This is a genomic window from Paraburkholderia sp. RL17-381-BIF-C (genome assembly GCF_046026435.1).
In the GTDB taxonomy this organism is placed as follows: Bacteria; Pseudomonadota; Gammaproteobacteria; order Burkholderiales; family Burkholderiaceae; genus Paraburkholderia.
The window spans coordinates 16506-39349 of record NZ_JARESX010000056.1; the positions used below are offsets into that span (position 1 = coordinate 16506).

The 22844-nt window shown below is 63.7% G+C and carries 22 protein-coding genes, 1 pseudogene and 1 riboswitch; of the genes and pseudogenes, 14 read left to right on the forward strand and 9 right to left on the reverse strand.

Translation table 11 applies throughout. The features are described 5' to 3' along the window. The first annotated feature begins 139 nt into the window (after positions 1–139). A riboswitch (ZMP/ZTP riboswitch) is annotated at positions 140–248 on the forward strand. A 166-nt stretch (positions 249–414) separates the two neighbouring features. The 7 genes from glyA (at position 415) to P0D70_RS27065 (ending at position 5240) form a co-directional block, all read left to right on the forward strand. After that, complete coding sequence (gene glyA, locus P0D70_RS27035; RefSeq protein WP_408186714.1) at positions 415–1662, forward strand: serine hydroxymethyltransferase; 1248 nt, start codon at positions 415–417, stop codon at positions 1660–1662. 6 nt (positions 1663–1668) lie between these two features. Beyond that, on the forward strand, positions 1669–2151 hold the full coding sequence (gene nrdR, locus P0D70_RS27040; protein WP_091796645.1) for a transcriptional regulator NrdR: 483 nt from the start codon (positions 1669–1671) through the stop codon (positions 2149–2151). Positions 2152–2355: 204 nt separating this feature from the next. Then, entirely contained in the window at positions 2356–2916 is a 561-nt protein-coding gene (locus P0D70_RS27045) for a GspH/FimT family pseudopilin (RefSeq protein ID WP_408186715.1), read from the forward strand. Further along, positions 2913–3359 carry a type IV pilus modification PilV family protein gene (locus P0D70_RS27050; RefSeq protein WP_408186716.1) on the forward strand — a complete coding sequence of 149 codons (447 nt, stop codon included), beginning with the start codon at positions 2913–2915 and terminating at the stop codon, positions 3357–3359. Before P0D70_RS27045 ends, P0D70_RS27050 begins: the two co-directional genes overlap by 4 nt. Further along, a complete protein-coding gene (locus tag P0D70_RS27055) occupies positions 3356–4165 on the forward strand; it encodes a PilW family protein (protein WP_408186717.1) in 810 nt (269 codons plus the stop codon). The genes P0D70_RS27050 and P0D70_RS27055 overlap by 4 nt, the downstream gene beginning before the upstream one ends. Then, complete coding sequence (locus P0D70_RS27060) at positions 4162–4776, forward strand: pilus assembly PilX family protein (protein WP_408186718.1); 615 nt, start codon at positions 4162–4164, stop codon at positions 4774–4776. The genes P0D70_RS27055 and P0D70_RS27060 overlap by 4 nt, the downstream gene beginning before the upstream one ends. A gap of 11 nt (positions 4777–4787) precedes the next feature. After that, positions 4788–5240, forward strand: coding sequence for a type IV pilin protein (locus tag P0D70_RS27065; protein ID WP_408186719.1), 453 nt, complete (start codon positions 4788–4790; stop codon positions 5238–5240). A gap of 32 nt (positions 5241–5272) precedes the next feature. Here the strand turns inward: P0D70_RS27065 and P0D70_RS27070 are convergent, their stop codons facing one another. The 3 genes from P0D70_RS27070 to P0D70_RS27080 all read right to left on the reverse strand — a co-directional run bounded on the left by P0D70_RS27070 (position 5273) and on the right by P0D70_RS27080 (position 6671). After that, positions 5273–5752, reverse strand: a complete 480-nt coding sequence (locus tag P0D70_RS27070; protein ID WP_091796642.1) for a DUF3318 domain-containing protein — start codon at positions 5750–5752, stop codon at positions 5273–5275. A 98-nt stretch (positions 5753–5850) separates the two neighbouring features. Continuing rightward, a complete protein-coding gene (locus P0D70_RS27075) occupies positions 5851–6237 on the reverse strand; it encodes a phage holin family protein (protein ID WP_011486908.1) in 387 nt (128 codons plus the stop codon). Between the two features lie 131 nt (positions 6238–6368). Continuing rightward, positions 6369–6671, reverse strand: coding sequence for an ElaB/YgaM/YqjD family protein (locus tag P0D70_RS27080; RefSeq protein WP_091796641.1), 303 nt, complete (start codon positions 6669–6671; stop codon positions 6369–6371). A 341-nt stretch (positions 6672–7012) separates the two neighbouring features. Here P0D70_RS27080 and P0D70_RS27085 point away from each other — a divergent pair, with 341 nt between their 5' ends. After that, the gene (locus P0D70_RS27085; RefSeq protein ID WP_091796640.1) at positions 7013–7651 is read left to right on the forward strand and encodes a peroxiredoxin; all 639 of its coding nucleotides are present in this window, start codon (positions 7013–7015) and stop codon (positions 7649–7651) included. 137 nt (positions 7652–7788) lie between these two features. On the opposite strand, the gene P0D70_RS27090 is transcribed toward P0D70_RS27085, so the two are convergent. Then, positions 7789–8979, reverse strand: a complete 1191-nt coding sequence (locus tag P0D70_RS27090) for an acyl-CoA dehydrogenase (protein ID WP_408186720.1) — start codon at positions 8977–8979, stop codon at positions 7789–7791. A 104-nt stretch (positions 8980–9083) separates the two neighbouring features. Here P0D70_RS27090 and P0D70_RS27095 point away from each other — a divergent pair, with 104 nt between their 5' ends. Then, complete coding sequence (locus tag P0D70_RS27095; RefSeq protein ID WP_408186721.1) at positions 9084–9869, forward strand: IclR family transcriptional regulator; 786 nt, start codon at positions 9084–9086, stop codon at positions 9867–9869. Positions 9870–10034: 165 nt separating this feature from the next. Here the strand turns inward: P0D70_RS27095 and P0D70_RS27100 are convergent, their stop codons facing one another. Beyond that, positions 10035–10868, reverse strand: coding sequence for an EAL domain-containing protein (locus tag P0D70_RS27100; protein ID WP_091800785.1), 834 nt, complete (start codon positions 10866–10868; stop codon positions 10035–10037). A gap of 343 nt (positions 10869–11211) precedes the next feature. Here P0D70_RS27100 and P0D70_RS27105 point away from each other — a divergent pair, with 343 nt between their 5' ends. From P0D70_RS27105 to fahA, 3 genes are read left to right on the forward strand one after another with little or no spacing between them, the layout of a single operon-like run. Continuing rightward, on the forward strand, positions 11212–12576 hold the full coding sequence (locus P0D70_RS27105) for an MFS transporter (protein WP_408186722.1): 1365 nt from the start codon (positions 11212–11214) through the stop codon (positions 12574–12576). A gap of 34 nt (positions 12577–12610) precedes the next feature. Further along, the gene (gene hmgA / locus P0D70_RS27110; protein WP_408186723.1) at positions 12611–13957 is read left to right on the forward strand and encodes a homogentisate 1,2-dioxygenase; all 1347 of its coding nucleotides are present in this window, start codon (positions 12611–12613) and stop codon (positions 13955–13957) included. Beyond that, positions 13954–15264, forward strand: a complete 1311-nt coding sequence (fahA, locus tag P0D70_RS27115) for a fumarylacetoacetase (protein WP_408186724.1) — start codon at positions 13954–13956, stop codon at positions 15262–15264. Before hmgA ends, fahA begins: the two co-directional genes overlap by 4 nt. A 124-nt stretch (positions 15265–15388) precedes the next feature. On the opposite strand, the pseudogene P0D70_RS27120 reads toward fahA, so the two are convergent. The 3 genes and pseudogenes from P0D70_RS27120 to P0D70_RS27130 form a co-directional block, all read right to left on the reverse strand. Continuing rightward, positions 15389–16548: pseudogene (locus tag P0D70_RS27120) on the reverse strand (MFS transporter). 152 nt (positions 16549–16700) lie between these two features. After that, the gene (locus tag P0D70_RS27125) at positions 16701–17867 is read right to left on the reverse strand and encodes an MFS transporter (protein ID WP_091800783.1); all 1167 of its coding nucleotides are present in this window, start codon (positions 17865–17867) and stop codon (positions 16701–16703) included. Positions 17868–18059: 192 nt separating this feature from the next. After that, positions 18060–18884 carry a crotonase/enoyl-CoA hydratase family protein gene (locus P0D70_RS27130; protein ID WP_408186725.1) on the reverse strand — a complete coding sequence of 275 codons (825 nt, stop codon included), beginning with the start codon at positions 18882–18884 and terminating at the stop codon, positions 18060–18062. 87 nt (positions 18885–18971) lie between these two features. Here P0D70_RS27130 and P0D70_RS27135 point away from each other — a divergent pair, with 87 nt between their 5' ends. After that, entirely contained in the window at positions 18972–19589 is a 618-nt protein-coding gene (locus P0D70_RS27135) for a plasmid fertility inhibition factor family protein (RefSeq protein WP_408186726.1), read from the forward strand. 53 nt (positions 19590–19642) lie between these two features. Here the strand turns inward: P0D70_RS27135 and P0D70_RS27140 are convergent, their stop codons facing one another. Beyond that, positions 19643–20641 (reverse strand): 2-hydroxyacid dehydrogenase, encoded by a 999-nt coding sequence (locus tag P0D70_RS27140; RefSeq protein ID WP_091796631.1) that lies wholly within the window; start codon positions 20639–20641, stop codon positions 19643–19645. 442 nt (positions 20642–21083) lie between these two features. On the opposite strand from P0D70_RS27140, the gene aspT reads away from it, so the two are divergent. Next, positions 21084–22766 (forward strand): aspartate-alanine antiporter, encoded by a 1683-nt coding sequence (aspT, locus tag P0D70_RS27145; protein WP_408186727.1) that lies wholly within the window; start codon positions 21084–21086, stop codon positions 22764–22766. Positions 22767–22844 lie beyond the last annotated feature (78 nt).

Consider the following 22844-nt stretch of genomic DNA (forward strand, 5'->3'; position numbering starts at 1 on the left):
CGCGCCGCGGCTCGCCGGCGCTGTTCCGTCAGACGTTTGCGCGCTGCACAAGGCGGTGCTGAGGGCCGTCCGGCCGGCACCTGCGGCAGCGGCCGGAAGCCGGTTGCCTATTCGATCCTCTTCCAATAAACTAACGCGCTCATCCCTGCGTGACTGGCGATAGAACCGGTTCAAGCAATCGGATTCAAGGTGGAGCAACCCACCGTGAAGCGCAGGGTGCCGTTTTGCCGTTCGCCTGGGCAGCCGTGATCCGCGCGCATTGATCTGCGCTGGCGGTGGCTGTCCTGCCTCGCGTGTGCGGCGACTCTCCATCCGCCACGTCAGGGCTGGCCCAGCCGCCAGCAGCGCTGCGTACCCTCTACGCAAGATTCGGCGCACGATCCGGTCAACCTGAACACATTCAACGGAATCCGTATGTTTGACAGAGCCCAAAGCACCATCGCCAACGTCGATCCTGAACTCTGGAAGGTCATCGAGCAGGAAAACCGCCGTCAGGAAGAGCACATCGAACTGATCGCGTCGGAAAACTACACGAGCCCGGCTGTCATGGCTGCGCAAGGCTCGCAACTCACGAACAAGTACGCAGAAGGGTATCCGGGCAAGCGCTACTACGGCGGCTGCGAGTACGTCGATATTGCCGAGCAGTTGGCGATCGATCGCGTGAAGCAACTGTTCGGTGCCGAAGCCGCCAACGTGCAGCCGAACTCCGGCTCGCAGGCCAACCAGGGCGTGTTCTTCGCCATGCTCAAGCCGGGCGACACGATCATGGGCATGAGCCTCGCGCACGGTGGCCACCTTACGCACGGTTCGCCGGTCAACATGTCGGGCAAGTGGTTCAACGTGGTGAGCTACGGCCTGAACGAAGCCGAAGACATCGACTACGATGCCGCAGAAAAGCTCGCTCAGGAACACAAGCCGAAGCTGATCGTGGCGGGCGCCTCCGCGTTTGCGCTGCGTATCGATTTCGAACGCCTCGCGAAGATCGCCAAGTCGGTCGGCGCGTACTTCATGGTCGACATGGCGCATTACGCCGGCCTGATCGCCGCGGGCGTCTATCCGAACCCGGTTCCGCACGCCGATTTCGTTACCACCACGACGCACAAGAGCCTGCGCGGCCCGCGCGGCGGCGTGATCCTGATGAAGGCCGAGTTCGAAAAGCAGATCAACTCGGCCATCTTCCCGGGCATTCAAGGTGGACCGCTGATGCACGTGATCGCCGGCAAGGCCGTCGCGTTCAAGGAAGCGCTGTCGCCCGAGTTCAAGGCGTACCAGCAGCAAGTCGTCGAAAACGCGCGCGTGCTGGCGGAAACGCTGGTCAAGCGCGGTCTGCGCATCGTGTCGGGCCGCACCGAAAGCCACGTGATGCTCGTCGACCTGCGCGCAAAGAAGATTACCGGCAAGGCTGCGGAAGCCGCGTTGGGTGCTGCTCACATCACGGTCAACAAGAACGCGATTCCGAACGATCCGGAAAAGCCGTTCGTGACGAGCGGCGTGCGACTCGGCTCTCCGGCCATGACCACGCGCGGTTTCGGCGTCAAGGAAGCCGAGCAGGTAGGTAACCTGATCGCCGACGTGCTGGACAACCCGGAAGACGCCGCCACGATCGAACGCGTGCGCGCGCAAGTCGCCGAGCTGACCCAGCGTTTCCCGGTTTACCGCTAAGCCGCCATGCACTGCCCCTTCTGCCGTCACGCCGATACGCAGGTTGTCGACTCGCGCGTATCCGAAGACGGCGCAACGATTCGCCGGCGCCGCCGCTGCCCGGCCTGCGACAAACGTTTTACGACGTATGAGCGGGTCGAGCTGGCGTTGCCGTCGGTCGTCAAGAAGGATGGCAGCCGCACGGAATTCGACCGCCGCAAGATCGTCGCGAGCATGCAACTGGCGCTGCGCAAGCGCCCGGTGGCCGCAGACGCGATCGACGCGGCGGTTGCCCGCATCGAGTATCAACTGCTCGGCAGCGGCGAGCGCGAGGTGCGCAGCGAGCGCCTCGGCGAACTCGTGATGAACGAGTTGCGTGCGCTCGACACCATTGCCTACGTTCGTTTTGCGTCTGTCTACCGGCGCTTCGAGGACGTCTCCGAATTCGAAGACGTGATCGAAGAATTTCGCCGCGCCTCTTCTCCTCCCAAGCCTCCCCGCAAACGCTGAACGCAGTCGCATCTCGCGTTGCGTCTGAGTAGCCGTTTTTCCCTGCGTCGTTTCGCGCATCCGCATCTCCCGTTGCCGTTATGGTTCGTCGCGTGCATTTTTGCGCGGGATAGCGTCTGAGTGCCACCTGGCCATTCGGCCGATTGTTGAGCGATTTGCAAATCGCTAGATTGGCTGCATTCTTCGAATCGATCAGGGATGCAGATGAAATGGAATGCAGTCTGTCCGCCGCGACGCCGCGGCTTCACGCTTGTCGAAACGCTGGCCGTGGTCGCGCTGCTTGCCGTGATCGCCGTACTGGGTACGCCCTCGTTCGTCGCGTGGTACGTGCGCGATCAGGTCGACGCCCGTGCGAAGGCGCTTGCCTCGACGCTTGCCTATGCGCGTAGCGAAGCGTTGCGCCAGGGCGCGCGAGTCACCGTCTGCCGGACCGATGCGGCCCGGCATTGTCTTGCGGCGGGGCAGCCGTGCGGCAATGGTGTGGCTGACTGGTCCTGCGGCTGGGCGGTCCTCGCTGAACGAGGCGGATCGTCATCGCTATTGCGCGCGCAGCCTCTCTTTGCAGCCGTGAGTATCACCGGCACGCAGACGAATCTCACGTTCACGCCGCCAGCGGGGCAATTGATCGGCACCTTCCGCAGTTTTGATATCGCGCCGCGTGCGCCGTCCAAGGCCACGCAAGGGGCCACGTGGCGGCGTTGCATTCGTATTGCAGCGGGTGGTCGCGCGCGGATCGCCGAAGGCGCTTGCGGAGCGGCGTCATGAACCGATACCCGCAGAACCGTTACTCGCGCTGTTGCGGGTCGGCGTGTGGTGGCAGCTCATTGATCGAGGTCATGCTGGCTGTCGCGTTAATGGCGGTCACGGCGCTGGGCTTGATCGCCGGGCAATTGTGGACCGTGCGTGAAGCCCGCGCGATGTCGATGCGCGAACACGCCGCCTGGATAGCCGACTCCGTTGTGGAGGCGACGTACGCGTCTTCCGCGGGCGACGCGGCAATCAGGCAATGGAGCGCGCGGGCAGCGGTAGTTTTGCCGCATGGCGAAGCCTCGGTGCGTGACAACGGCGGTGTGTCCTTTGCGCGTGTTACGTGGGCAGCGCTGCGCGACATGCCGCATTCCGACGATGTGATCGACAAGCCCGTGCCCTGCGGCGGAGCGGATCTTCCCGTGGGGTCGTCATGCGTAGCGCTGGCGTTTGCACAATGATGCGGCGATCGAATCCCGCTCGCGGCCACACGCTGATCGAATTCGCGATTGCCATGGCGCTGGGGCTGCTGGTGACCGCGGGTGCTGTCTCGCTATATACGGCCCAGCGTAGTGCATTCGAACACGCGAGCGATGCGATGCGGATCCGCGAATCCGGCCTCATTGCACTGACGCTGATCGGCCAGCAATTGCAAATGGCCGGCTTCGTACCCGCGGACGTCGCGCGGTACAACAGTCCCGCACCGTTGTTCGGATGCTCGGGTGGCCGTCCGACCGGCGCTGACGATAGCCTTGCCTGCGAGACCTTGCCTAGTCATTCAGACGGCGTCGCGGTCAGCTATGTCGGTGACAACGTGTCCACATGGCCGTCCTCCAGCGGGCAAACAACCGACTGCCTCGGGCAGGCCGTGACCGGCGCCAGCGCAGCGCTCGGCGACAAGGGTGTGCTGGTCGTCAACCGGTACTTCGCCAGAGTCAGTGCTTCGACCGGGGAGCCGGAGCTTTATTGCGAGGGCAACGGCAAGACGGGGTCCGCGCAGCCGCTGGTCGAAGGTGTCGAGCGCGTGCGCGTCAAGTACTGGTTGGCCGGTGCGCTGGCTGCAAGCGACGCGTCAGCCGTGACGGCCGATCAATGGGCGAAGGTCGTCGCCGTCGATCTCTGCGTGCTCGTGCGTGGTGCGCCACGAGGACAGCGTTCGCGCTATGTCGATTGTGACGGCGTCGGCGCTCTGGCTAGCGATTCGCGTCCGCGCCAGGCGTTCTCGCGGCGCGTTGCGATACGCAATCACGCGGAGGATGGGGCGTGACGAAACGGCGAATCGAACAGCAACAGCACCTGGCAGTCAGGCGATGCGTTAGGCGTCACGATCAAGTGGAAGACTTTTCGTGCTTCAGTCGAGTGCCCCGCGAAAACCGTTCACGCATTCGGCAACTCGGTGCAGTCTTACCGATCGTCCTGCTGATTTCAGCGATGATGTTGGCCACTTCCGCGGCCTGGTTCGAGACATCGATTGCGGCAGCGCGTGGCGCCACCAATGTTCGCGAATACCTGCAGGCTTTCCATGCTGCGGATTCGGCGTTGACTTTGTGTACCCGCAGTGTGATCGCGAGGGCAACCACCCAAAGCGCGGCGCCGCTGCCGACCGTATCCGGCGAACCGATTCAATGGAAACTCGAAGCCGCGTTCGAAGCCGGCGCCGTTACGCCCGTAGCGCAATGGCCCGGATCGCTACGAGCGCCGCAATGTCTGGTCGAGGCCTGGCGTCTGGCAACTCGCACTGATGCTCGAGCGTACTTATTGACTTCGCGCGGCTTCGGCCGGACGAATGCGTCGCAGGTGTGGTTGCAGGTGGAACTGGTAATCGATGGAGAGAAGATTGAACGTCATTGGCGCCGCGTCGCCGCGCGGCCTTTCTGATTGGAGGTGTCATGAAGCCGCATACATCCGCCTTCACGCTGCTCGAATTGATGATCACGCTGGCGATTGTCGCCGCGCTGGCGGTGTTTGCCGTGCCTTCGTACCGCAGCCATGTCGCGCGAACTCATCGAATCGATGCGGCGGCCGCGCTGTATCGCGCAGCCCAATTCGTCGAGGGAGCGTCGAGCGACAACTTGGCGGCATTGCCCCCAGGTCTCGATCAGGCGCCGCAATTCGGCACACCCGTTTATCGCCTGCATGTTCTGCCCGCCGACGATGCGAACGGTGGCTACGCGATAGAGGCGGCGCCGAGCGAATCAGGTCCGATGCACGACGACACCTGCGGCATTTTCACGCTCGATGCGACAGGATTACGTAGCAACAAGAGTGGCACAACCGGCGGTTCAAACAGCGGAACAAACGGTTCGACAACTGCTAGCGCCGATTGCTGGAATACAAGCTAGCGAACCGGCAAGACGGCAATCAGCGTCAAGCGTCAATAACCGCTATTCGTCGAGTCGGCCCTGTCGCCAGACGACGCAGCGGAATCCTGCTTCATCTGTTGCCAGATCCGATAGGCTTCCCATCCGGCAAGGGCGAGGCTGCCCCATTTGAGCACAGGCTTGGCGCCCGCTGCGACCGTTGCGCGCAGTGGCTTGGCGAGGAGGATCGAAGCGATCGAACTGATGAGCGGATACTGTTTGAGGAGGGCGCCAATGCTTCCCGCGTTAAGAAAGCTCGCCTTCGAGCCTTGGCCCACACGCATGCCACCGAAGCCCGGCAGGATGAACTTGAGCCAACTGAAGTGCGTCACTGCCTGCCGCAATTCGATAGTCGCCTGAGCGAGTTCCATGCGCTCGACATCCGCGCGCACGAGCAGCAGTTCCTTGCGCAGCGCGCGCAAATGAGGTGCGCTCAGATCTTTGGCCTGGTGGCGCTTGTTACGGAAGGCGGTATCGGAATGGATCTGGCTCATGGCGTGTCGGCGGCAGTGAAGGTGGGGCGGTAGAACGGCGCTGCAAATCGCGCGAAATTCTTAAGGAAGACGCAGGGCACGCCGTTGCGTCTTCCGGGTCACGGTTTGCGGAATACGTCGCGGTCTTTTTCGAACTCGGCAATGGTCGCCTCGAACACCATCGGGGCATTGCGCAATCCGCTGCGCGCTTTCAGCGCACAGGCTAATCCCGCAATCGCATAGACCGCGGTGATGCCGGCGAGCGCTTGCCAGCGGTAGGTGTCCCAGAATGCGATGGCGATCAGCGCCGTGAGCGCGATCAGTGCCATTGTGGCGAGCATCATGGCGGCGAGGCCGAGAAACAGCACGCCGAGCAGACGGTCCTTTTCTTCGGCGAGTTCGATGCCGACCAGTTCCAGCCGCGTTTGCAAAATGGCAAACACGGAACCGATTATGCGGCGCAAAGGACTATGTTCTCCGCGCTGCGATTGTGTGTCGATCGTCATGGCTGTGGGCGTTGCGCGTGAAGGCCTAACCGGCGCGCACGCGCGCCAGAAAAAGCGGACCGGCCAGGCTTGCGCCGGTCAACTCGATTCGCTGATGCGCCGGACGGTTAGGTCCGACGCCGTCGCCAGTGTTACTTGCGGTTGATCAACAGCCCAAGCAGCACGCCGGCGCCCGCGGCGATGCCGATGGATGCCCACGGGTGCTCATGCACGTAGTCGTCGGTGGCGCGGGCCGCTTTCTTGCCTTTTTCGACCACTACGACCTGAACGTCAGCCGCTTTTTCCCTGGCCTGCTTCAGGCGCGTCAGCGCCGTTTCACGAAGTTCCGAAGCGCGCTCGCCGGTGGCGCTCGCGGCTTGTTTCAGCAGATCTTCAGCGTCCGCGAGGACGGTTTTGATATCCGACATCAATCTCTCCTTGTTGACTTCCGACATTGACAGCTCCCCTTCGTCTCACGCCACGCGTGAATCGTAACCAAAGAAACGTCCGCTGGCGAGCGCAGGGCTCGGTTGGTTCACAACTTCGCACGAACCGTTCCCGGTTGAAGCATAACGACAAAACCCCCGCCGGCAGCACAATATGCGGCAAAGTTTGCCTAGAATGGAGTTGATCTGTCCCGCAAAGTTTCCACTAAATCAGTGAAAATTACAAAAACGCATAAAGTAGTGACGCGATGTTCGTTCGTCACACACCGTCGCTCCCGTATGCTTTATCTTTGCGGGGCGCCGTCGGTGAATGCTGTCGCGGCAATGTCCAAACCTCTAGGAGATGCATGATGAGTCTACGTCTTGGCGATATCGCGCCGGATTTCGAACAGCAGTCGAGTGTCGGCCCGATCAAATTCCATGAATGGCTGGGCGATAGCTGGGGCGTGCTGTTTTCGCATCCGGCTGACTTCACGCCGGTCTGCACGACCGAACTGGGCTTGACGGCGAAGCTGGCTGATGAATTCGAGAAGCGCAATGTGAAGACCATCGCGTTGTCGGTCGACAGCGCCGAGTCTCACAAGGAGTGGATTAAAGACATTAACGAGACTCAAGCCGCCAATGTCGGCTTCCCGATTCTCGCTGATGGCGACCGGAAGGTTTCCGAGCTGTACGACATGATCCATCCGAATGCGAACGAAACGCTGACCGTCCGCTCGCTGTTCGTGATCGACCCGAAGAAGAAGGTGCGGCTCATCATCACCTATCCGGCCAGCACGGGCCGCAACTTCGACGAAGTGCTGCGTGTGATCGATTCGCTGCAACTCACCGACAATCACTCGGTCGCGACACCGGGTAACTGGAAGCAGGGTGATGACGTGGTGATCGTCCCGTCGCTGAAGGACGAGGAAGTCATCAAACAGAAATTCCCGAAGGGCTACAAGGCGCTGCGCCCGTATCTGCGCATGACGCCGCAGCCGAACAAGTAAGCGGCGGGTGAGTGACAAAGCGCGCCATGCACTGCGGCGTGCTGCGTCGAACAAAAAAAGCCAGTTCATATGAACTGGCTTTTTTATCGTCTTGCGCAAACGCCCCCACGGCCGGCGGCATCAGCGCACCGCAGGTTTCAGAAGAAAGCCTGAATGCCCGTTTGCGCGCGGCCAAGAATCAGCGCGTGAATGTCGTGCGTGCCTTCATACGTGTTCACGACTTCCAGATTCACCAGATGCCGCGCCACGCCGAACTCGTCCGAGATGCCGTTGCCGCCGAGCATGTCACGTGCGAGCCGCGCAATGTCCAGCGCCTTGCCGCATGAATTGCGCTTCATGATCGAGGTGATCTCGACGGCCGCGGTGCCTTCGTCCTTCATGCGGCCAAGACGCAGCACGCCTTGCAGTCCGAGCGTGATTTCGGTCTGCATGTCGGCGAGCTTCTTCTGGATCAACTGGTTCGCGGCGAGCGGCCGGCCGAACTGTTTGCGATCCAGCACGTACTGACGCGCGGTATGCCAGCATGCTTCGGCCGCGCCGAGCGCGCCCCAGGCAATGCCATAGCGCGCCGAGTTCAGACAGGTGAACGGACCGCGCAAACCGCTGACTTCCGGGAAGCGGTTCTCTTCCGGCACGAACACCTCGTCGAGCACGATCTCGCCGGTAATCGACGCACGCAGGCCCACCTTGCTGTGGATGGTCGGCGCCGACAGGCCCTTCCAGCCTTTCTCGAGAATGAAGCCGCGAATCGCGTCCTTGCCTTCTTCTTCGAGCTTCGCCCATACCACGAACACGTCGGCGATCGGCGAATTGGTAATCCACATCTTCGAGCCCGACAGCGAATAGCCGCCGTCAACCTTCTTGGCTCGCGTCACCATGCTGCCCGGATCGGAGCCGTGATTCGGTTCGGTCAGGCCGAAGCAGCCGATCCATTCACCGGTGGCGAGCTTCGGCAGGTATTTCTGCTTCTGCGCTTCCGAGCCGAACGCGTGGATCGGCACCATGACCAGCGACGATTGCACCGACATCATCGACCGGTAGCCGGAATCGACGCGCTCCACCTCGCGCGCAATCAAGCCATACGCGACGTAGTTCAGGCCGGGGCCGCCGTATTGTTCGGGAATCGTCGGGCCGAGCAGGCCGAGTTCGCCCATCTCGCGAAAGATCTCGATGTCGGTCTTCTCGTGCCGGAACGCTTCGAGCACGCGCGGCTGCAGCTTGTCCTGCGCATAAGCCGCAGCGGCGTCGCGCACCATGCGTTCGTCTTCGGTCAGCTGCTGATCCAGCAGCAACGGGTCTTCCCAGTGAAACTGCGCGGCCTCGGCCATGGCTTATCTCCTGATTCCTTGCTTGACTAAACGTGCGTGAAGCTTGACTTAAGTTCCGCTATGCGAAACAATGTTTTGCAAACCACGTCCGAGTGTATCATCCCATGACGCCTGCATCCACTCCCTCCGAACCGCTCGACGAGCGCAAATTCGTCGTCGCCCTCGCACGTGGGCTGGATTTGCTGCGCGCGTTCAAGCCGGGAGAAACAATGCTCGGCAACCGCGATTTCGTCGAACGCACCGGCTTGCCGAAGGCGACCGTCAACCGGCTCGCCTACACGCTGACGGTGCTCGGCTATCTGCGGCTCGACGAAACCCTAGGCAAATATGCGCTCGACGCCGGAGTGCTGTCGCTCGGTTTCGCGCTGCTCTCGGGCACGGACACGCTCGAACTCGCTCGCCCGCACATGCGCACGTTCGCGCGCGAGGTGGGCGCGGCGGTTTCGCTCGGTTGCCGCGATGGGCTCGACATGATTTATCTGGAGACGATTCGCAGTGAAACCGCGTTGACGCTCGGACTCGCTTCCGGCTCGAAACTATCCATGTTGACGAGTTCGATGGGGCGCGCCTATCTCGCCGTGCAACCGCTCGACGTGCGCGCCGCGCTGCTGGCCGAACTGCGGAAGGCGGCGGGCAAGGAAGGCGACGAACTGGTCGCCGATGCGGAGAAAGAAATCGCTGCCTTCGCCGCGCACCGCTGCTGCTATTCGTTCCGCGCGTGGCACGACGATGTCAATGCGGTCGCGGTGCCGTTTCGCGAGCCGCGCGAAGGCCGCTGGCTGGTGCTGAGTTGCAGCGGGCCGGCTTCGTCGATGGGAGAGGAGGTGTTTCGTGACAATGTCGCGCCGCGGCTGAAGGCGCTCGCGCGGCGTTTGGGCGATACGGGCTGAAGCGGCGCGGGTGCGGCTACGTGACTTGGCTCACGTCTGCTCGACCGGGCTCGACGAGATCAACCAGTTCAACCGCCAAACGGCTCAACGGCTCAACGGCTCAACGGCTCAACCGCTCAACCGCCCAACCGCCCAACCGCCCAACCGCCCAACCGCCCAACCAACTCAAACCGCCCGGTCGTGATAATGCGCATTGAACAACGGCCCTTGCACGAAGCGCACGTCGTATTGCTGCAAAGCATCGAACTGCGCTTCATCCACCACACGATTGAAGATCAGCGGAATCCGCAAGCGGCCGGCATAACCCACTAACGGTTTAACCGTCGCATCGCGCAAAGCGGTGCCCGCATCCATCTTGAGGAAGTCGAGCCGCGCGGTCTCCGACACCGACAGAATCTGCCCCGCGTTGGACAGATTGCCCGCCACCTTGAAGCCATAGTGCTGATAGCTCTTGGTCAGATAGCCGAGAAAAGTCTTGTGCGCGACCGCCGCAGCCGGCAACTCGATCACCACCCGCGACGGGTTCAATCCGAACGACACCAGCACGGTCGAAAAATGCCGCCCGTGGTCGTACTTCACACTCTTGAGCAGCCGCTCGTGTACCCGAAGAAAGAGCAGCCCATGCCTCTGCGCGCCGAAGAAATTGATGGCGTGCAGCGCGCGTGACATGCGGTCGAGTTCGACGAGATCCCGATCGTCGGCGATCCGGTCGAACGGATCGAACACGTCGGACGGCGCAGCGTCGAGCAGGTGCGTGACAGCCTGAAAGCCGAGTTCGTCGCCGAACCGGTCAACCCCCTCGGCCCCGGACGAAAGCGACTGCGCCAACGCATGCACGCTGATATCGAAGATCGGCTCGTAGGCGCTGGCGAGTTCCAGCTCTTCGAACCGCGCCAGCGCGACGTCGTGATGCAGGCCTTGCCCCATCGCCAGATGCGCGCCGAGAAACGGATGATCGGCGGCGCGGGCAATGAGAGCGGGGATGGTCGGCGGAATCATGTAGACGTATGAATGGCGATGGAGAGGCGCGCGGCAACGCAATCCGGTTGCCGCATCCATTGATGGTAGCAGTCCGCACCGCGCTCACATGAACAAATTGCTCATAACGTTATCCGCCGAACGCTTGCATCCACGGGCCGCGGCGCGTTTGCGCAGCGGTTTTTCAGGGTATACGTTAATTTCACTATCCGTAATTCGTTTTACTATACGTAAATCGTAGCGCGCCTGCGATGGCGGGAATATTTGTGCCGCGTGGCCTGCATGTACCGGACACGCGCGCTTTTGGGCCGGTTCGGCCGCACCGCCGCCTAACCACCCAATGAGCAAGAGGGGAGACGACCCAATGAGCGCTAAACCGGCGGCGGCCGCCGCGAACGTCGTCGAAGTCGAGCGCGTGCTCGGCGAAACGCATCACCCGGCATTCCAGTTGATGCTGCTCGTTTTATGCGGGCTGTGCCTCGTGATCGACGGTTTCGACGCGCAGGCCATGGGCTACGTCGCGCCGAGCGTGATCGGCGAATGGCATGTGTCGAAAGCGGCGCTCGGTCCGGTGTTCAGCGCCAGCCTGTTCGGCATGCTGCTCGGCGCGCTCGGGCTGTCGGTGCTGGCTGACCGCGTCGGCCGCCGTCCGGTGCTGATCGGCTCGACGTTTTTCTTCGCGCTGTCGATGCTCGCCACGCCTTTTGTCACGACGATCCCTGCCTTGATCGCACTGCGCTTCATCACCGGGCTCGGACTCGGCTGCATCATGCCGAACGCGATGGCGCTGGTCGGCGAATTCTCGACACCCGCGCATCGCGTCAAGCGCATGATGCTGGTGTCGTGCGGCTTCACGCTGGGTGCGGCGCTCGGCGGCTTCATCAGCGCCGCGCTGATTCCGGCCTACGGTTGGCGCGCGGTCTTCTGGGTTGGCGGCGCAGTGCCGTTGCTGCTCGCGCTGGCCATGCTTGCCGCGCTGCCGGAGTCGCTGCAATTCCTGGTGCTCAAGGGCCGCAGCGAGCGCGCCTTGCGCTGGCTCGCGAAGTTCAACCCTGCGCTGACGATCGATGCGAACACGCGTCTCGTCGTGCGTGAGAAGGGCAACGACGGCGCGCCGGTCGCTGAACTATTCCGCGCCGGCCGTCGCCCGGTGACCTTGATTCTGTGGGCGATCAGCTTCATGAACCTGATCGATCTGTATTTCCTGTCGAACTGGCTGCCCACCGTGATGCGCGACGCCGGCTATTCGCCGAGCACGGCGGTGATCGTCGGGACGGTGCTGCAAACGGGCGGCGTGGTCGGCACCTTGCTGCTCGGCTGGTTTATCGAACGCTTCGGTTTCGTGCGCGTGCTGTTCGTCTGTTTCGTGGGCGCGGCGCTGGCGGTCGGCACGATCGGCACGGTAGCGCATGCGTTGCCGTGGCTGTTGATTGTCGTGTTCGCGGGCGGCTTCTGCGTGGTCGGCGGACAGCCGGCGGTCAACGCGCTGGCGGGCCATTTTTATCCGACCACGCTGCGCTCGACTGGGATCGGCTGGAGCCTCGGCATTGGCCGGATCGGTTCGGTGATCGGGCCGCTAATCGGCGGTCAACTGATTGCGCTCAACTGGTCGAACGCGTCGTTGTTTCATGCGGCGGCCGTGCCGGTGCTGTGTTCCGCGCTGCTGGTGATCGCGCTGGCCGCGGCGACGCGCCAACGCGGCCGCCCGTCCGAGGCGCAGACCGCGTGAGATGACGAGATCGAGTATCAACGGAGAACCTTGCATGGATACCCAAACACGTACGCCTAACACCGCCAGTTCGCGGCTTGAAATCGAGCCGGGCTATCAGTCGGGCTTCGCGAACGAATTCGCGACGGAAGCTCTGCCGGGCGCGTTGCCCGAAGGCCGCAACTCGCCGCAACGCGCGCCCTATGGTCTGTACGCCGAACAGGTGTCGGGCACGGCGTTCACTGCGCCGCGCGGTCACAATCGCCGCTCGTGGCTGTACCGGATTCGTCCGGCGGCCGTGCATAAGCCGTTCACGCCGCTGCCGTCGGAGCGCCTCGTCGCCAACTTCGCCGAGGTGCCACCGACACCGCCGAACCAGTTGCGTTGGGACCCGCTGCCGATGCCCGCCGAGCCGACCGACTTCGTCGACGGCTGGGTGACGATGGCCGGCAACGGCGCGGCGGAATCGATGAGCGGTTGCGCGATTCATCTGTACGCGGCGAACCGCTCGATGCAGGACCGCTTCTTCTACAGCGCCGACGGCGAATTGCTGATCGTGCCGCAGCAAGGGCGCCTCCATATCGCCACCGAAATGGGCCGGCTCGACGTCGAGCCGTTCGAGATCGTGGTGATACCGCGCGGCGTGCGCTTCGCGGTGAGCCTGCCGGATGGTACGGCGCGCGGCTATATCTGCGAGAACTTCGGGGCATTGCTGCGTTTGCCGGATCTTGGCCCGATCGGCTCGAACGGCCTCGCCAATCCGCGCGATTTCCTCACGCCGCATGCGGCCTACGAGGATCGTGAAGGCAAGTTCGAACTCGTCGCCAAGCTGAACGGCAACCTGTGGCGAGCGGACATTGGCCATTCGCCGCTCGACGTGGTGGCGTGGCACGGCAACTACGCACCGTACAAGTACGATCTGCGCCGCTTCAACACGATCGGCTCGATCAGCTTCGACCATCCGGACCCGTCGATCTTTCTGGTGCTGCAATCGCAAAGCGACACGCCGGGCGTCGATGCGATCGACTTCGTGATCTTCCCGCCGCGCTGGCTGGCCGCCGAAGATACGTTCCGCCCGCCCTGGTTCCATCGCAACGTCGCGAGCGAGTTCATGGGTCTCGTGCACGGCGTGTACGACGCGAAGGCCGAGGGTTTCTTGCCGGGCGGCGGGAGTCTGCATAACTGTATGACGGGTCACGGCCCGGACGCGGACACGTTCGAAAAAGCCTCGCATGGCGACACGTCGAAGCCGATGAAAGTCGGCGACACGATGGCGTTCATGTTCGAGACGCGCACGCTGCTCAAGCCGACCCGCTTCGCGCTCGAAACCGCGCAATTGCAGGCGCATTACTACGAGTGCTGGCAAGGTCTCAAGAAACACTTCAATCCGGAGCAACGATGAACGCATTGAGCGATCTTCAGGCGACGCTCGATCCGTCGCGCAAAAGCTGGGTCGAGTCGGCCAACGAGCCGAGCAACGATTTCTCGATTCAGAATCTGCCGTTCGGCATTTTCAGCGACGCTCTGAATGCGACGCGCCGCGTGGGCGTGGCGATCGGCGACAGCATCGTCGATCTGGCCGCGCTCGAAAGCGCGGGTCTGCTGAGCGTGCCTTCGTCGGGCGCGGGCGAGAGCGTGTTCGTACGCGACACGTTGAACGATTTCATCGCGCTGGGACGCGACGCATGGCGCAGCGTGCGCGTTCAGTTGAGCAAGCTGCTGTCGCGCAATGACGCGACGTTGCGCGACGACGCCGAGCTGCGCAGCCGTGCGCTGATTCGCCAGGCCGACGCGCAATTGCATCTGCCGGTGCAGATTCCTGGCTACACCGATTTCTATTCGTCGAAGGAGCATGCGACGAATGTCGGCTCCATGTTCCGCGATCCGAAGAATGCGCTGCTGCCGAACTGGTCGGAGATGCCGATCGGCTACAACGGACGCGCGTCGTCGGTGGTGGTGAGCGGCACGCCGGTGCGTCGTCCTAACGGACAGTTGAAGCTGCCGGATCAGGAGCGTCCGGTGTTCGGCGCGTGCCGCAAGCTGGATATCGAGCTCGAAACGGGCTTCGTGATCGGCGCTGGCAACGCCCTGGGCGAGCCGGTTGCGTGCGCGGATGCCGAAGCGCATATCTTCGGCATGGTGCTGCTGAACGACTGGAGCGCGCGCGATATCCAGCAATGGGAATACGTGCCGCTCGGGCCGTTCAACGCGAAGACTTTCGCGACCACGATCTCGCCGTGGATCGTGACGCTCGACGCGCTCGAACCGTTTCGCGTCGCACAGCCGGCGCAAGAACCGCAGCCGCTCGACTACCTGCGCCACGACGGCGAGCATGCTTTCGACATCACGCTGGAAGTGACGCTGCGCCCAAAGCAGGCAGAGCGGGCGAGCACGATCACGCGGACCAACTTCAAGCACATGTACTGGACGATGGCGCAGCAGCTCGCGCATCACACGGTATCGGGCTGCAATACGCGCGTGGGCGACCTGATGGGCTCGGGCACGATCAGCGGGCCGACGGAAGATTCGTTCGGCAGCCTGCTCGAACTGACATGGAACGGCAAGAAGCCGCTGGAGTTGCAGGAAGGCGGCACGCGCAGTTTTATCGAAGACGGCGACGAGTTGACGCTCGCGGGTTGGTGCCAGGGCGAGGGTTTTCGAGTGGGCTTCGGTGTGTGCGCCGGGGAGATTTTGCCGGCGTTGAAGTGACGCTGAAAGACCGCGCGAGCAGCACGCAAGCCGCATGACGGAAAACGGGGAAGCCAGGATGAATGGCTTCCCCGTTTTGCTATTCGCGCATCATCACGCGGCGACACCGCGTCAAAGTCTGCTATCAGCCGACGCTCCCCACCGGCGCATGCCGCTTCTCCCACCAGACCGCGCCGAGAAACGCCAACGCCGCAGCGAGCAGCACGCCGACCATCGCGTCGTTACCCACACGCTTCATCAGCGCACCGGCCACTAGCGGGCCGCCGAAACTGGCCGCGCTCCACGAGGCGCCCACAAGCGAGCTGGCCGACACCAGCGCGACACCGCGAAAGCGTTCACCGCAGGCCACCAGCGAGAGCGTGTAGATCGCGCCTGCCGCCGCGCCGAGCACATAGAGCAGCGGCCAGCAAAGCCACGGTGAAGTGACCGCCCAAGGCAGAAACGGCAGTAACGCTACGACGACCACACCGCAACCGATATGCACCCGCTCGCGGCCGAGCCGGTCGGCGAGCCAGCCGATCGGAAACTGCATTGTCGTATCGCCAAGGAGCAGAGCCGAGGCGAACAGCACGGCCACCTCGCTCGTGATGCCGTGCGACATCGCGAAGAGCGGCAGCAAGAGAGCGCGATCGTGTCGAACAACGCGAAGAAGCCAGTGCCGATCACGAGCGCCGGCATCTGCGGTAAGACATGACGCCAGCTGCCGTGCGCCGCGTGCTCGTCGTCGGAGGCTTGGGGTGTCGTGCGGATCGCGGCGAGCATCGGCAGCGCCAGCAGGAAGATCGCGCCGCACAGCAGGAAGCGCCAGTGCGCGAAGCCCGCGATCTGACTCACCAGCACCGGCCCCGCCATCTGGAACAGCGTGAAGTTGGTGGCGTAGATGGCGACGACGCGGCCGCGCGAGGCGTCGTCGGCCAACTGGTTGACCCAGGCTTCGCCGATCGTGAAGAGGAGCATCAGCGCTGCGCCGCACAGCACGCGCAACACGGCCCAGAGCCACAGGTTCGCGGTGAGTTGCATCAGCGCGGTGGCGAGCGCCACCACCAGCACGGCACCGACGATCACCTGGCGGCCGCCGAAGCGCGCCGCGATCCAGCCGGCGAGCGGCACGATGACGAGCCCGCCGCCCGCTTGCGCGGCCGTCAGCAGACCGACCACGTCGGTGCCATAGCCGGCTTGCGTGAGCGCGAGGGCCGTGAGGGGAAGTGTCGCGCCGCTGCCGAGTCCGACAACGGCGACACTGAGGATCAAAGCGAGGAAATCGCGAGTGAGGATGACTTTCATCGGCCGAGATGCTACTACGGCCGCGAGTCATGCGCAGTCTGGATCGAGGTTGCGATGCGAGCCGTTGCTGCGCCGGCTGGCCGGCACGAGTGTGGCGGTGAGTCGTCGCGCAGGGTACGGATAAGCGCCGATAAGAGCGCCGATCAGGCCAATCAGCCCGCCACGGCGACCCGTTGCGCGCGCCGGTCGATCGACACCGACCACAGCGTCAGCACGAGTGCGCCAATCGAGGTCGCCACACCGACCCACGGCAGCGTCGTGAGTGGCGCGCCCGCGCCGATCGCCATGCCGCCGAGCCACGCGCCCGTCGCATTGCCGAGGTTGAAGGCGCCCTGGTTCAAGGTCGAAGCCAGATTCGGCGCATGGCTCGCGCGGTCGACGATCAGCATTTGCAGCGGCGGCACGATGGCGAAAGCCAGAACGCCCCAGGCGAAAATCGTGATCATCGCCGGAATTTCGGCATGCATGGTGCCGGCAAAGATGGTCAGGATGACGACGATGGCGAGCAGAAACGCCACCAGCGAAGGCATCAGCCGCCAGTCGGCGAGCTTGCCGCCCAGTGTGCTGCCCACCGTCAGGCCGAGACCGAACAGGAGCAACACGAGGGTCACGGCATGCGGCGTAAAGCCGGTCACGTCTTCGAGAATCGGCGTGATGTACGTGAAGGTGGAAAAGAGACTCGCCGATGCGAGCACGCTGATGCCGAGCACCATCAGCACTTGCGGGTTCTTCAACACGCTGAATTCGCGGACGAGGCTCGCCTTCTGCATTTCGATCTTCGCCGGCAGGCACACGGCGAGCGCGGCTGCCGCGACGAGGCCGATGCCCGTCACCGCCCAGAAGGTGGCGCGCCAGCCCACCGCCTGGCCGAGCGCGGTGCCGAGCGGCACGCCCAGCACGTTGGCGAGCGTGAGGCCCGTGAACATCAACGCGATGGCTTGCGCACGGCGGTTCGGCGCGACGAGGCCGGCAGCCACCACCGAACCGATGCCGAAGAACGCGCCATGGCAGAACGCCGTGACGATGCGCGCGGCCATCAGCACCGCGTAACCCGGCGCAACCGCGCACAGCAGATTGCCGACGATGAACACGCCGATCAGACTCATCAGCGCCTTCTTGCGCGGCATGTTGGCAACCGCGATCGCGACGATCGGCGCGCCGATGGTGACACCGAGCGCATACGCCGACACCAGCATGCCGGCCGCCGGGATCGAGACGGCCAGGTCGCGCGCGACATCGGGCAGCAGCCCCATGATCACGAATTCGGTGGTACCGATTCCAAAAGCGGCAACGGCAAGGGCGAGCAGAGGCAAAGGCATGATGAAGGAGCGTGAATCGGCGCGACGGGGGAACGTCGCGCGGCCGGCGCGCGTTTTCGGGGCGAGAACGCGTGCGCCGGACAAGGGGGTAAAGCAGTAGGGGATTCTACCTAAGTCAAAACAGCCTTGCTGAGCGTCAGGGCCGTTGTTGTTTTTCGCTGAAAACCGCGGCGGCTCGAACTCGCTTTTTGGCTAACGTGGGCCGTCGCCGGTATCGAAGATGTTGCCGTGGCGGCCTGCGCCTCCGGCGAAACGCGCCGCGCCGGCCACGCCTTCTTCGAAGACGGCCTGATAGCCGCCCGCGCCTTCGCGACGCAGTGCTTCCGCGAAATCATCCAGCATGCTGTTTTCCAGCACCGAGCGGCGATCGGCGAGCAACGCCGCCTGCGGCAACGCGGCGAGCTCCGCCGCCAACTGTTCGGCTGCCGCGCGCGCCGTGCCTTTGGCTACGACGCGGTTGGCGAGGCCGGAGCTGAGCGCTTCCTGCGCGCTCACCGCGCGGCCGGTCAGAATCAGGTCCAGCGCGCGTGACAGCCCGATCAGACGCGGCAGGCGGATCGTGCCGCCGTCGATCAGCGGAATTCCGACACGACGGCAGAACACGCCGAGTACGGCGTCGTCTTCGACCACTCTCAGATCGCACATCGCGGCCAGTTCCAGACCGCCCGCGACCGCATAGCCGGCAATCGCGGCGACGACCGGCTTGCTGAAGCTCGTGCGCGTCGGTCCCATCGGGCCGGGGCCGCGACCGTCGGCGTGCAGCTCGTTGCGGCGGGTGTCGTCGGCGAGAGCGCTCAGGTCCGCGCCGGCGCAGAAGGTGCCGCCCGCGCCGAACAGCACCGCCGCGCGCCAGGCCGGCTCCGCTTCGAAGCGGGCGAACGCGGCGCTGAGCGCTTGCGCGACAGGACGGTCGACGGCATTGCGACGCGCGGGCCGCTCAAGAACGATCGTGGCGACGCCGATATCCTCATTAGCTTCGATGCGCACGTGGTCATTGAAATTATGCGTGGTTACCATCGTTGTCTCCGTATCGATCCGCGTTACCTGCTCATTCGGGTTCTCGCGCGGTGTGTTCATGCAGCGTAGTTAATACCGTGGCCTGTCATGCTTCTTTCACAATCGGCTCGTAGCTTTAGCGCTCTCCTAACGCGCTGGCGATATTTCGCCGGCTTATCGAGCCTGCCTTTGCCCTTGTCCAATTCATCGTCAACCGCCGCGCCGGCTTGTGCCGAGACGGTCTGGACCGTGCCGCTGCAAGAGCATTCATGGTACGACCATGTGCGCCTGAAACGCGTCTTCGTCACGGATGGCACGCGCCATCAGGTCGTGCTCGTCGACGTGCGCAAGCTGCTCATGTGCGCCGATCGCGACAACACCGATTATGTCTTGAAGCCGGTCGCCGAATGGCATTCCGGCAAGGTGCGCGGCATTCGCGAGTTTCTCGATCCGGAGAACCCGCGCATTCCGCAGATGCCGTACGTGACGATCTCGACGCGTCGGGGGCCGGGTCTGCTCGGCTGGTTCGGCCTGGAGCGCGAGGGCGTGGTGGCCTTCCGCAATGGCCAGCATCGCGCGCGCTATCTGGCCGACGCGGGCGCGCGCTGGTTTCCGGTGGAAGTGCATGAGCGCGAAGCGATGTTGCTGCGTGAGCTTTGCGGCGCGGCGGACGACGCGCGCACGGCGGTCCGCGCGACGCCGCTGAACGGCAGCGGCGGAGTTTAAGCGGGCGTGCGCATGGCGATCCAGGCGACACCGCAAAACACCAGCAGTGGAATCTAAACCGCCGCGCGCACCACGTTGCGCGGCGTGCCGGCTTGCCACGCCGCGACGTTCGCGAGCGTGGTCTGGGCGATCTCGCTCATCGCCTCGCGGGTGAAGAACGCCTGGTGCGCGGTGACGATCACGTTCGGGAACATCAGCAGGCGCGCCAGCACATCATCCTGCAAGGGCAGGTTCGAGTGGTCCTCGAAGAACAGGCCGCCTTCTTCTTCATAGACGTCGAGCCCGAGGTGGCCGAGCTGGCCGTCCTTCAACGCGCCGATCAATGCATTGCTTTCGACGAGACCGCCGCGGCCCGTGTTGATCAGCATCGCGCCGCGCTTCATCTTCGCGAGCGCGGCGGCGTCGATCAGGTGGTACGTGCCCGTCACCAGCGGGCAATGCAGGCTGACGACGTCGGACTCGGCGAGCAGCGTGTCGAGCGGCACATAGCGGGCGCCGAGCGCGAGCAGGTCGTCGGCGGGCGTGCCGGGATCGTGCGCCAGCACCTGCATGCCGAAGCCCGCCATGATGCGGCCGAACACACGACCGATCATGCCGGTGCCGATCACGCCCACGGTCTTGCCGTGAAGATCGAAGCCGAGCAGTCCATGCAGTGAAAAGTCGCCTTCGCGCGTGCGTGCGGCGGCGCGCGGCAAACGCCGGTTCAGCGCCAGGATCAAGCCGACCGCATGCTCGGCCACGGCGTGCGGCGAGTAGGCGGGCACCCGCGCGACGGTGATGCCGAGGCGTTCGGCCGCGGCCAGATCGACGTGATTGAAGCCCGCCGAGCGCAGCGCGATCATGCGCGTGCCGCCGGCATGGAGCCGCTCCAGTACCGCCGCATCGACGCTGTCGTTGACGAACGGGCACACCACTTCATAGCCTTGGGCGAGGACGGCGGTCTCGCTGTCGAGGTGCGATTCCTGGAAATGCAGCTCATAGCAGTGTGACGCATTGGCTTCGCTGAACGTGTCGCTGTCGTACTGGCGGCTGCTGAAAAGAATCATGCGCATGTCGGACTCCGAAGATGGCGTGCCAATGCTAAAGATCATTTTTTGCGAAGATGAATTGGCCAGGAGTTGAAAATAATATTGACAGCTTCGCCGAACTACAATATTTATTAAAAAAGCAGTCTTAAGAAAGCATGTTCACTCATGCTGTAATAATTGGCCATCAGCAGACTAAGTCTTTTTCACGGCGTTGGGCTACTTCGCGAGGAAAGAGTGACTGTCGAGCTATCGAAAATCCGTTCCACCGCCACGGACGCCGTTGCAATGCGGCATCTCCCCTTAGACGCGATTCGCGTCATTCAATTGCCATAAATTGTGTTTTCACTCAGTCGCTATGCCGGTTGAGTAATGTGGCGCGACATACTGGGTGAAAATGAATTCATTGGTATTTGGGGAATGAATCTTTCGGCATCCTGCCAATCAACCCAAAAATCGGCGAGCCAACATGATCGGTGAATTGCTGAGATCTCAACCCGAGATCGCGCTGTTCGCAAGCCTTGCAATCGGATATTTCATTGGCTCGTTCCGCATCGGACCCATTCAGCTGGGCGGCGTGTGCGGCACGTTGATCGTCGCGTTGCTATTGGGCCAGACAGGCGCACGCCTCGCTCCCGATCTGAAGAACATCGCGTTCGCGTTGTTCATCTTCGCGCTGGGCTTCACCGGCGGACCGCAGTTCTTCGCCAATGTCGGGCGCGGCTGGCGCTACGGTCTGCTGTCGGTGGTCGAGATCGTTTCCGTGCTGGCGCTGATCATGATCGCCGTGGTCGTCATGCGGCTCGACGCCGGCACGGCGGCCGGTCTACTGGCCGGCGCGGCGACGGAGTCGGCCGTGATCGGCACGGCGTCCGAGGCGATTTCCAAGCTCGGCTTCAGCGATTCCGAAACGCTGCGCTTGCAGGCCAACATCGTGACGGCGTACAGCGTGAGCTACCTGTTCGGCCTGATCACCATCGTGCTCTTCACGAGCCAGTTCGCGCCGCTGCTGTTGCGCGTCAATCTGCGCGACGAAGCCGAGCGCGTGTGGCGCAAGCTCGGTGGCGACGGCGCGTATGGCGAGGGTCAGCGCGCTGCCGCGCCGGCGCTCGTGGGCCGCGCGTTCGAAGTCGGCGCGGCGGCCGGCACGACGATCCGGGCATTCGAACAGCAGTACGGCTTCAACCTGACGGTCGAGCGGGTCCGGCGCAATGGCGCGGAGGTGCCCGCCGAACCGCAACTCACGCTTGCGCGAGGCGACGTCATTCTGGTGGGCGGGCGGCGCGAAGCGATCGTGGCGGCCGCCGCAGGTCTCGGTGCCGAAGTGGACGGCGCGGACTTCGGCCAGGTGATGGCCGAGAAGCTCGACGTCGTGCTGACACGCCGCGACCTGCACGGCCTGACGGTCGCGCAGGTGCGCGAGCAGGCGGCGCCCGAAAACGGCCGCGGCGTCTACATCGCGGCGGTCACGCGACTCGAGACCACAGTGCCCGCGCTGCCCGGCACCGAACTCAATCGCGGCGACGTGCTCACGCTGGTGGGCGGCAAGGCGGATGTCCTGCGCGGCGCGAAGCGTCTGGGCTACGTGGTCGCGGCCACGCAGAAGACCGACTTCGTTTATCTGGGGCTCGGCGTGCTGGTCGGCATGGCGATCGGTCATCTCGGCGGGCGGGTCGGCGGCGTGTCGATCGCGCTCGGCACGGGCGGTGGCTGTCTGCTGTCGGGGCTGCTGTTCGGCTGGATCCGTTCGCGTTATCCGGTGATCGGCTCGCTGCCTTCGGCGGCGGCGCAAATCCTCAAGGACTTCGGCCTCGCCACTTTCATCGCCGCGGTGGGTTTGTCGGCGGGACCGGACGCCATCAAGCTGGTGCGCGAGTACGGACTCGCATTGCCGGTGGCCGGGATTCTGATGGTGCTCGTGCCCGGTCTGCTGTCGCTCTGGATCGGCCGCATGTTTCTCAAGCTGGAGGCGCCCATGCTGCTCGGCGCGATTGCAGGCCAGCAATGCAGCACGCCTGCGATCAGCGCACTGGTGGGCGTTACCGGCAACTCCACTCCGGTGATCGGCTACACGATCACGTATGCACTCTCGAACATTCTGTTGCCGCTCATGGGGCCGGTGGTCGTCGGCCTCGCCGGGAAATTCCACTAGGCGGCCAGATGTGCCGGGCGTGGCAAGCCATGCCACGTTTGGCCGATGCAGCAGACGGCACGCGCGGCGCGACACGAT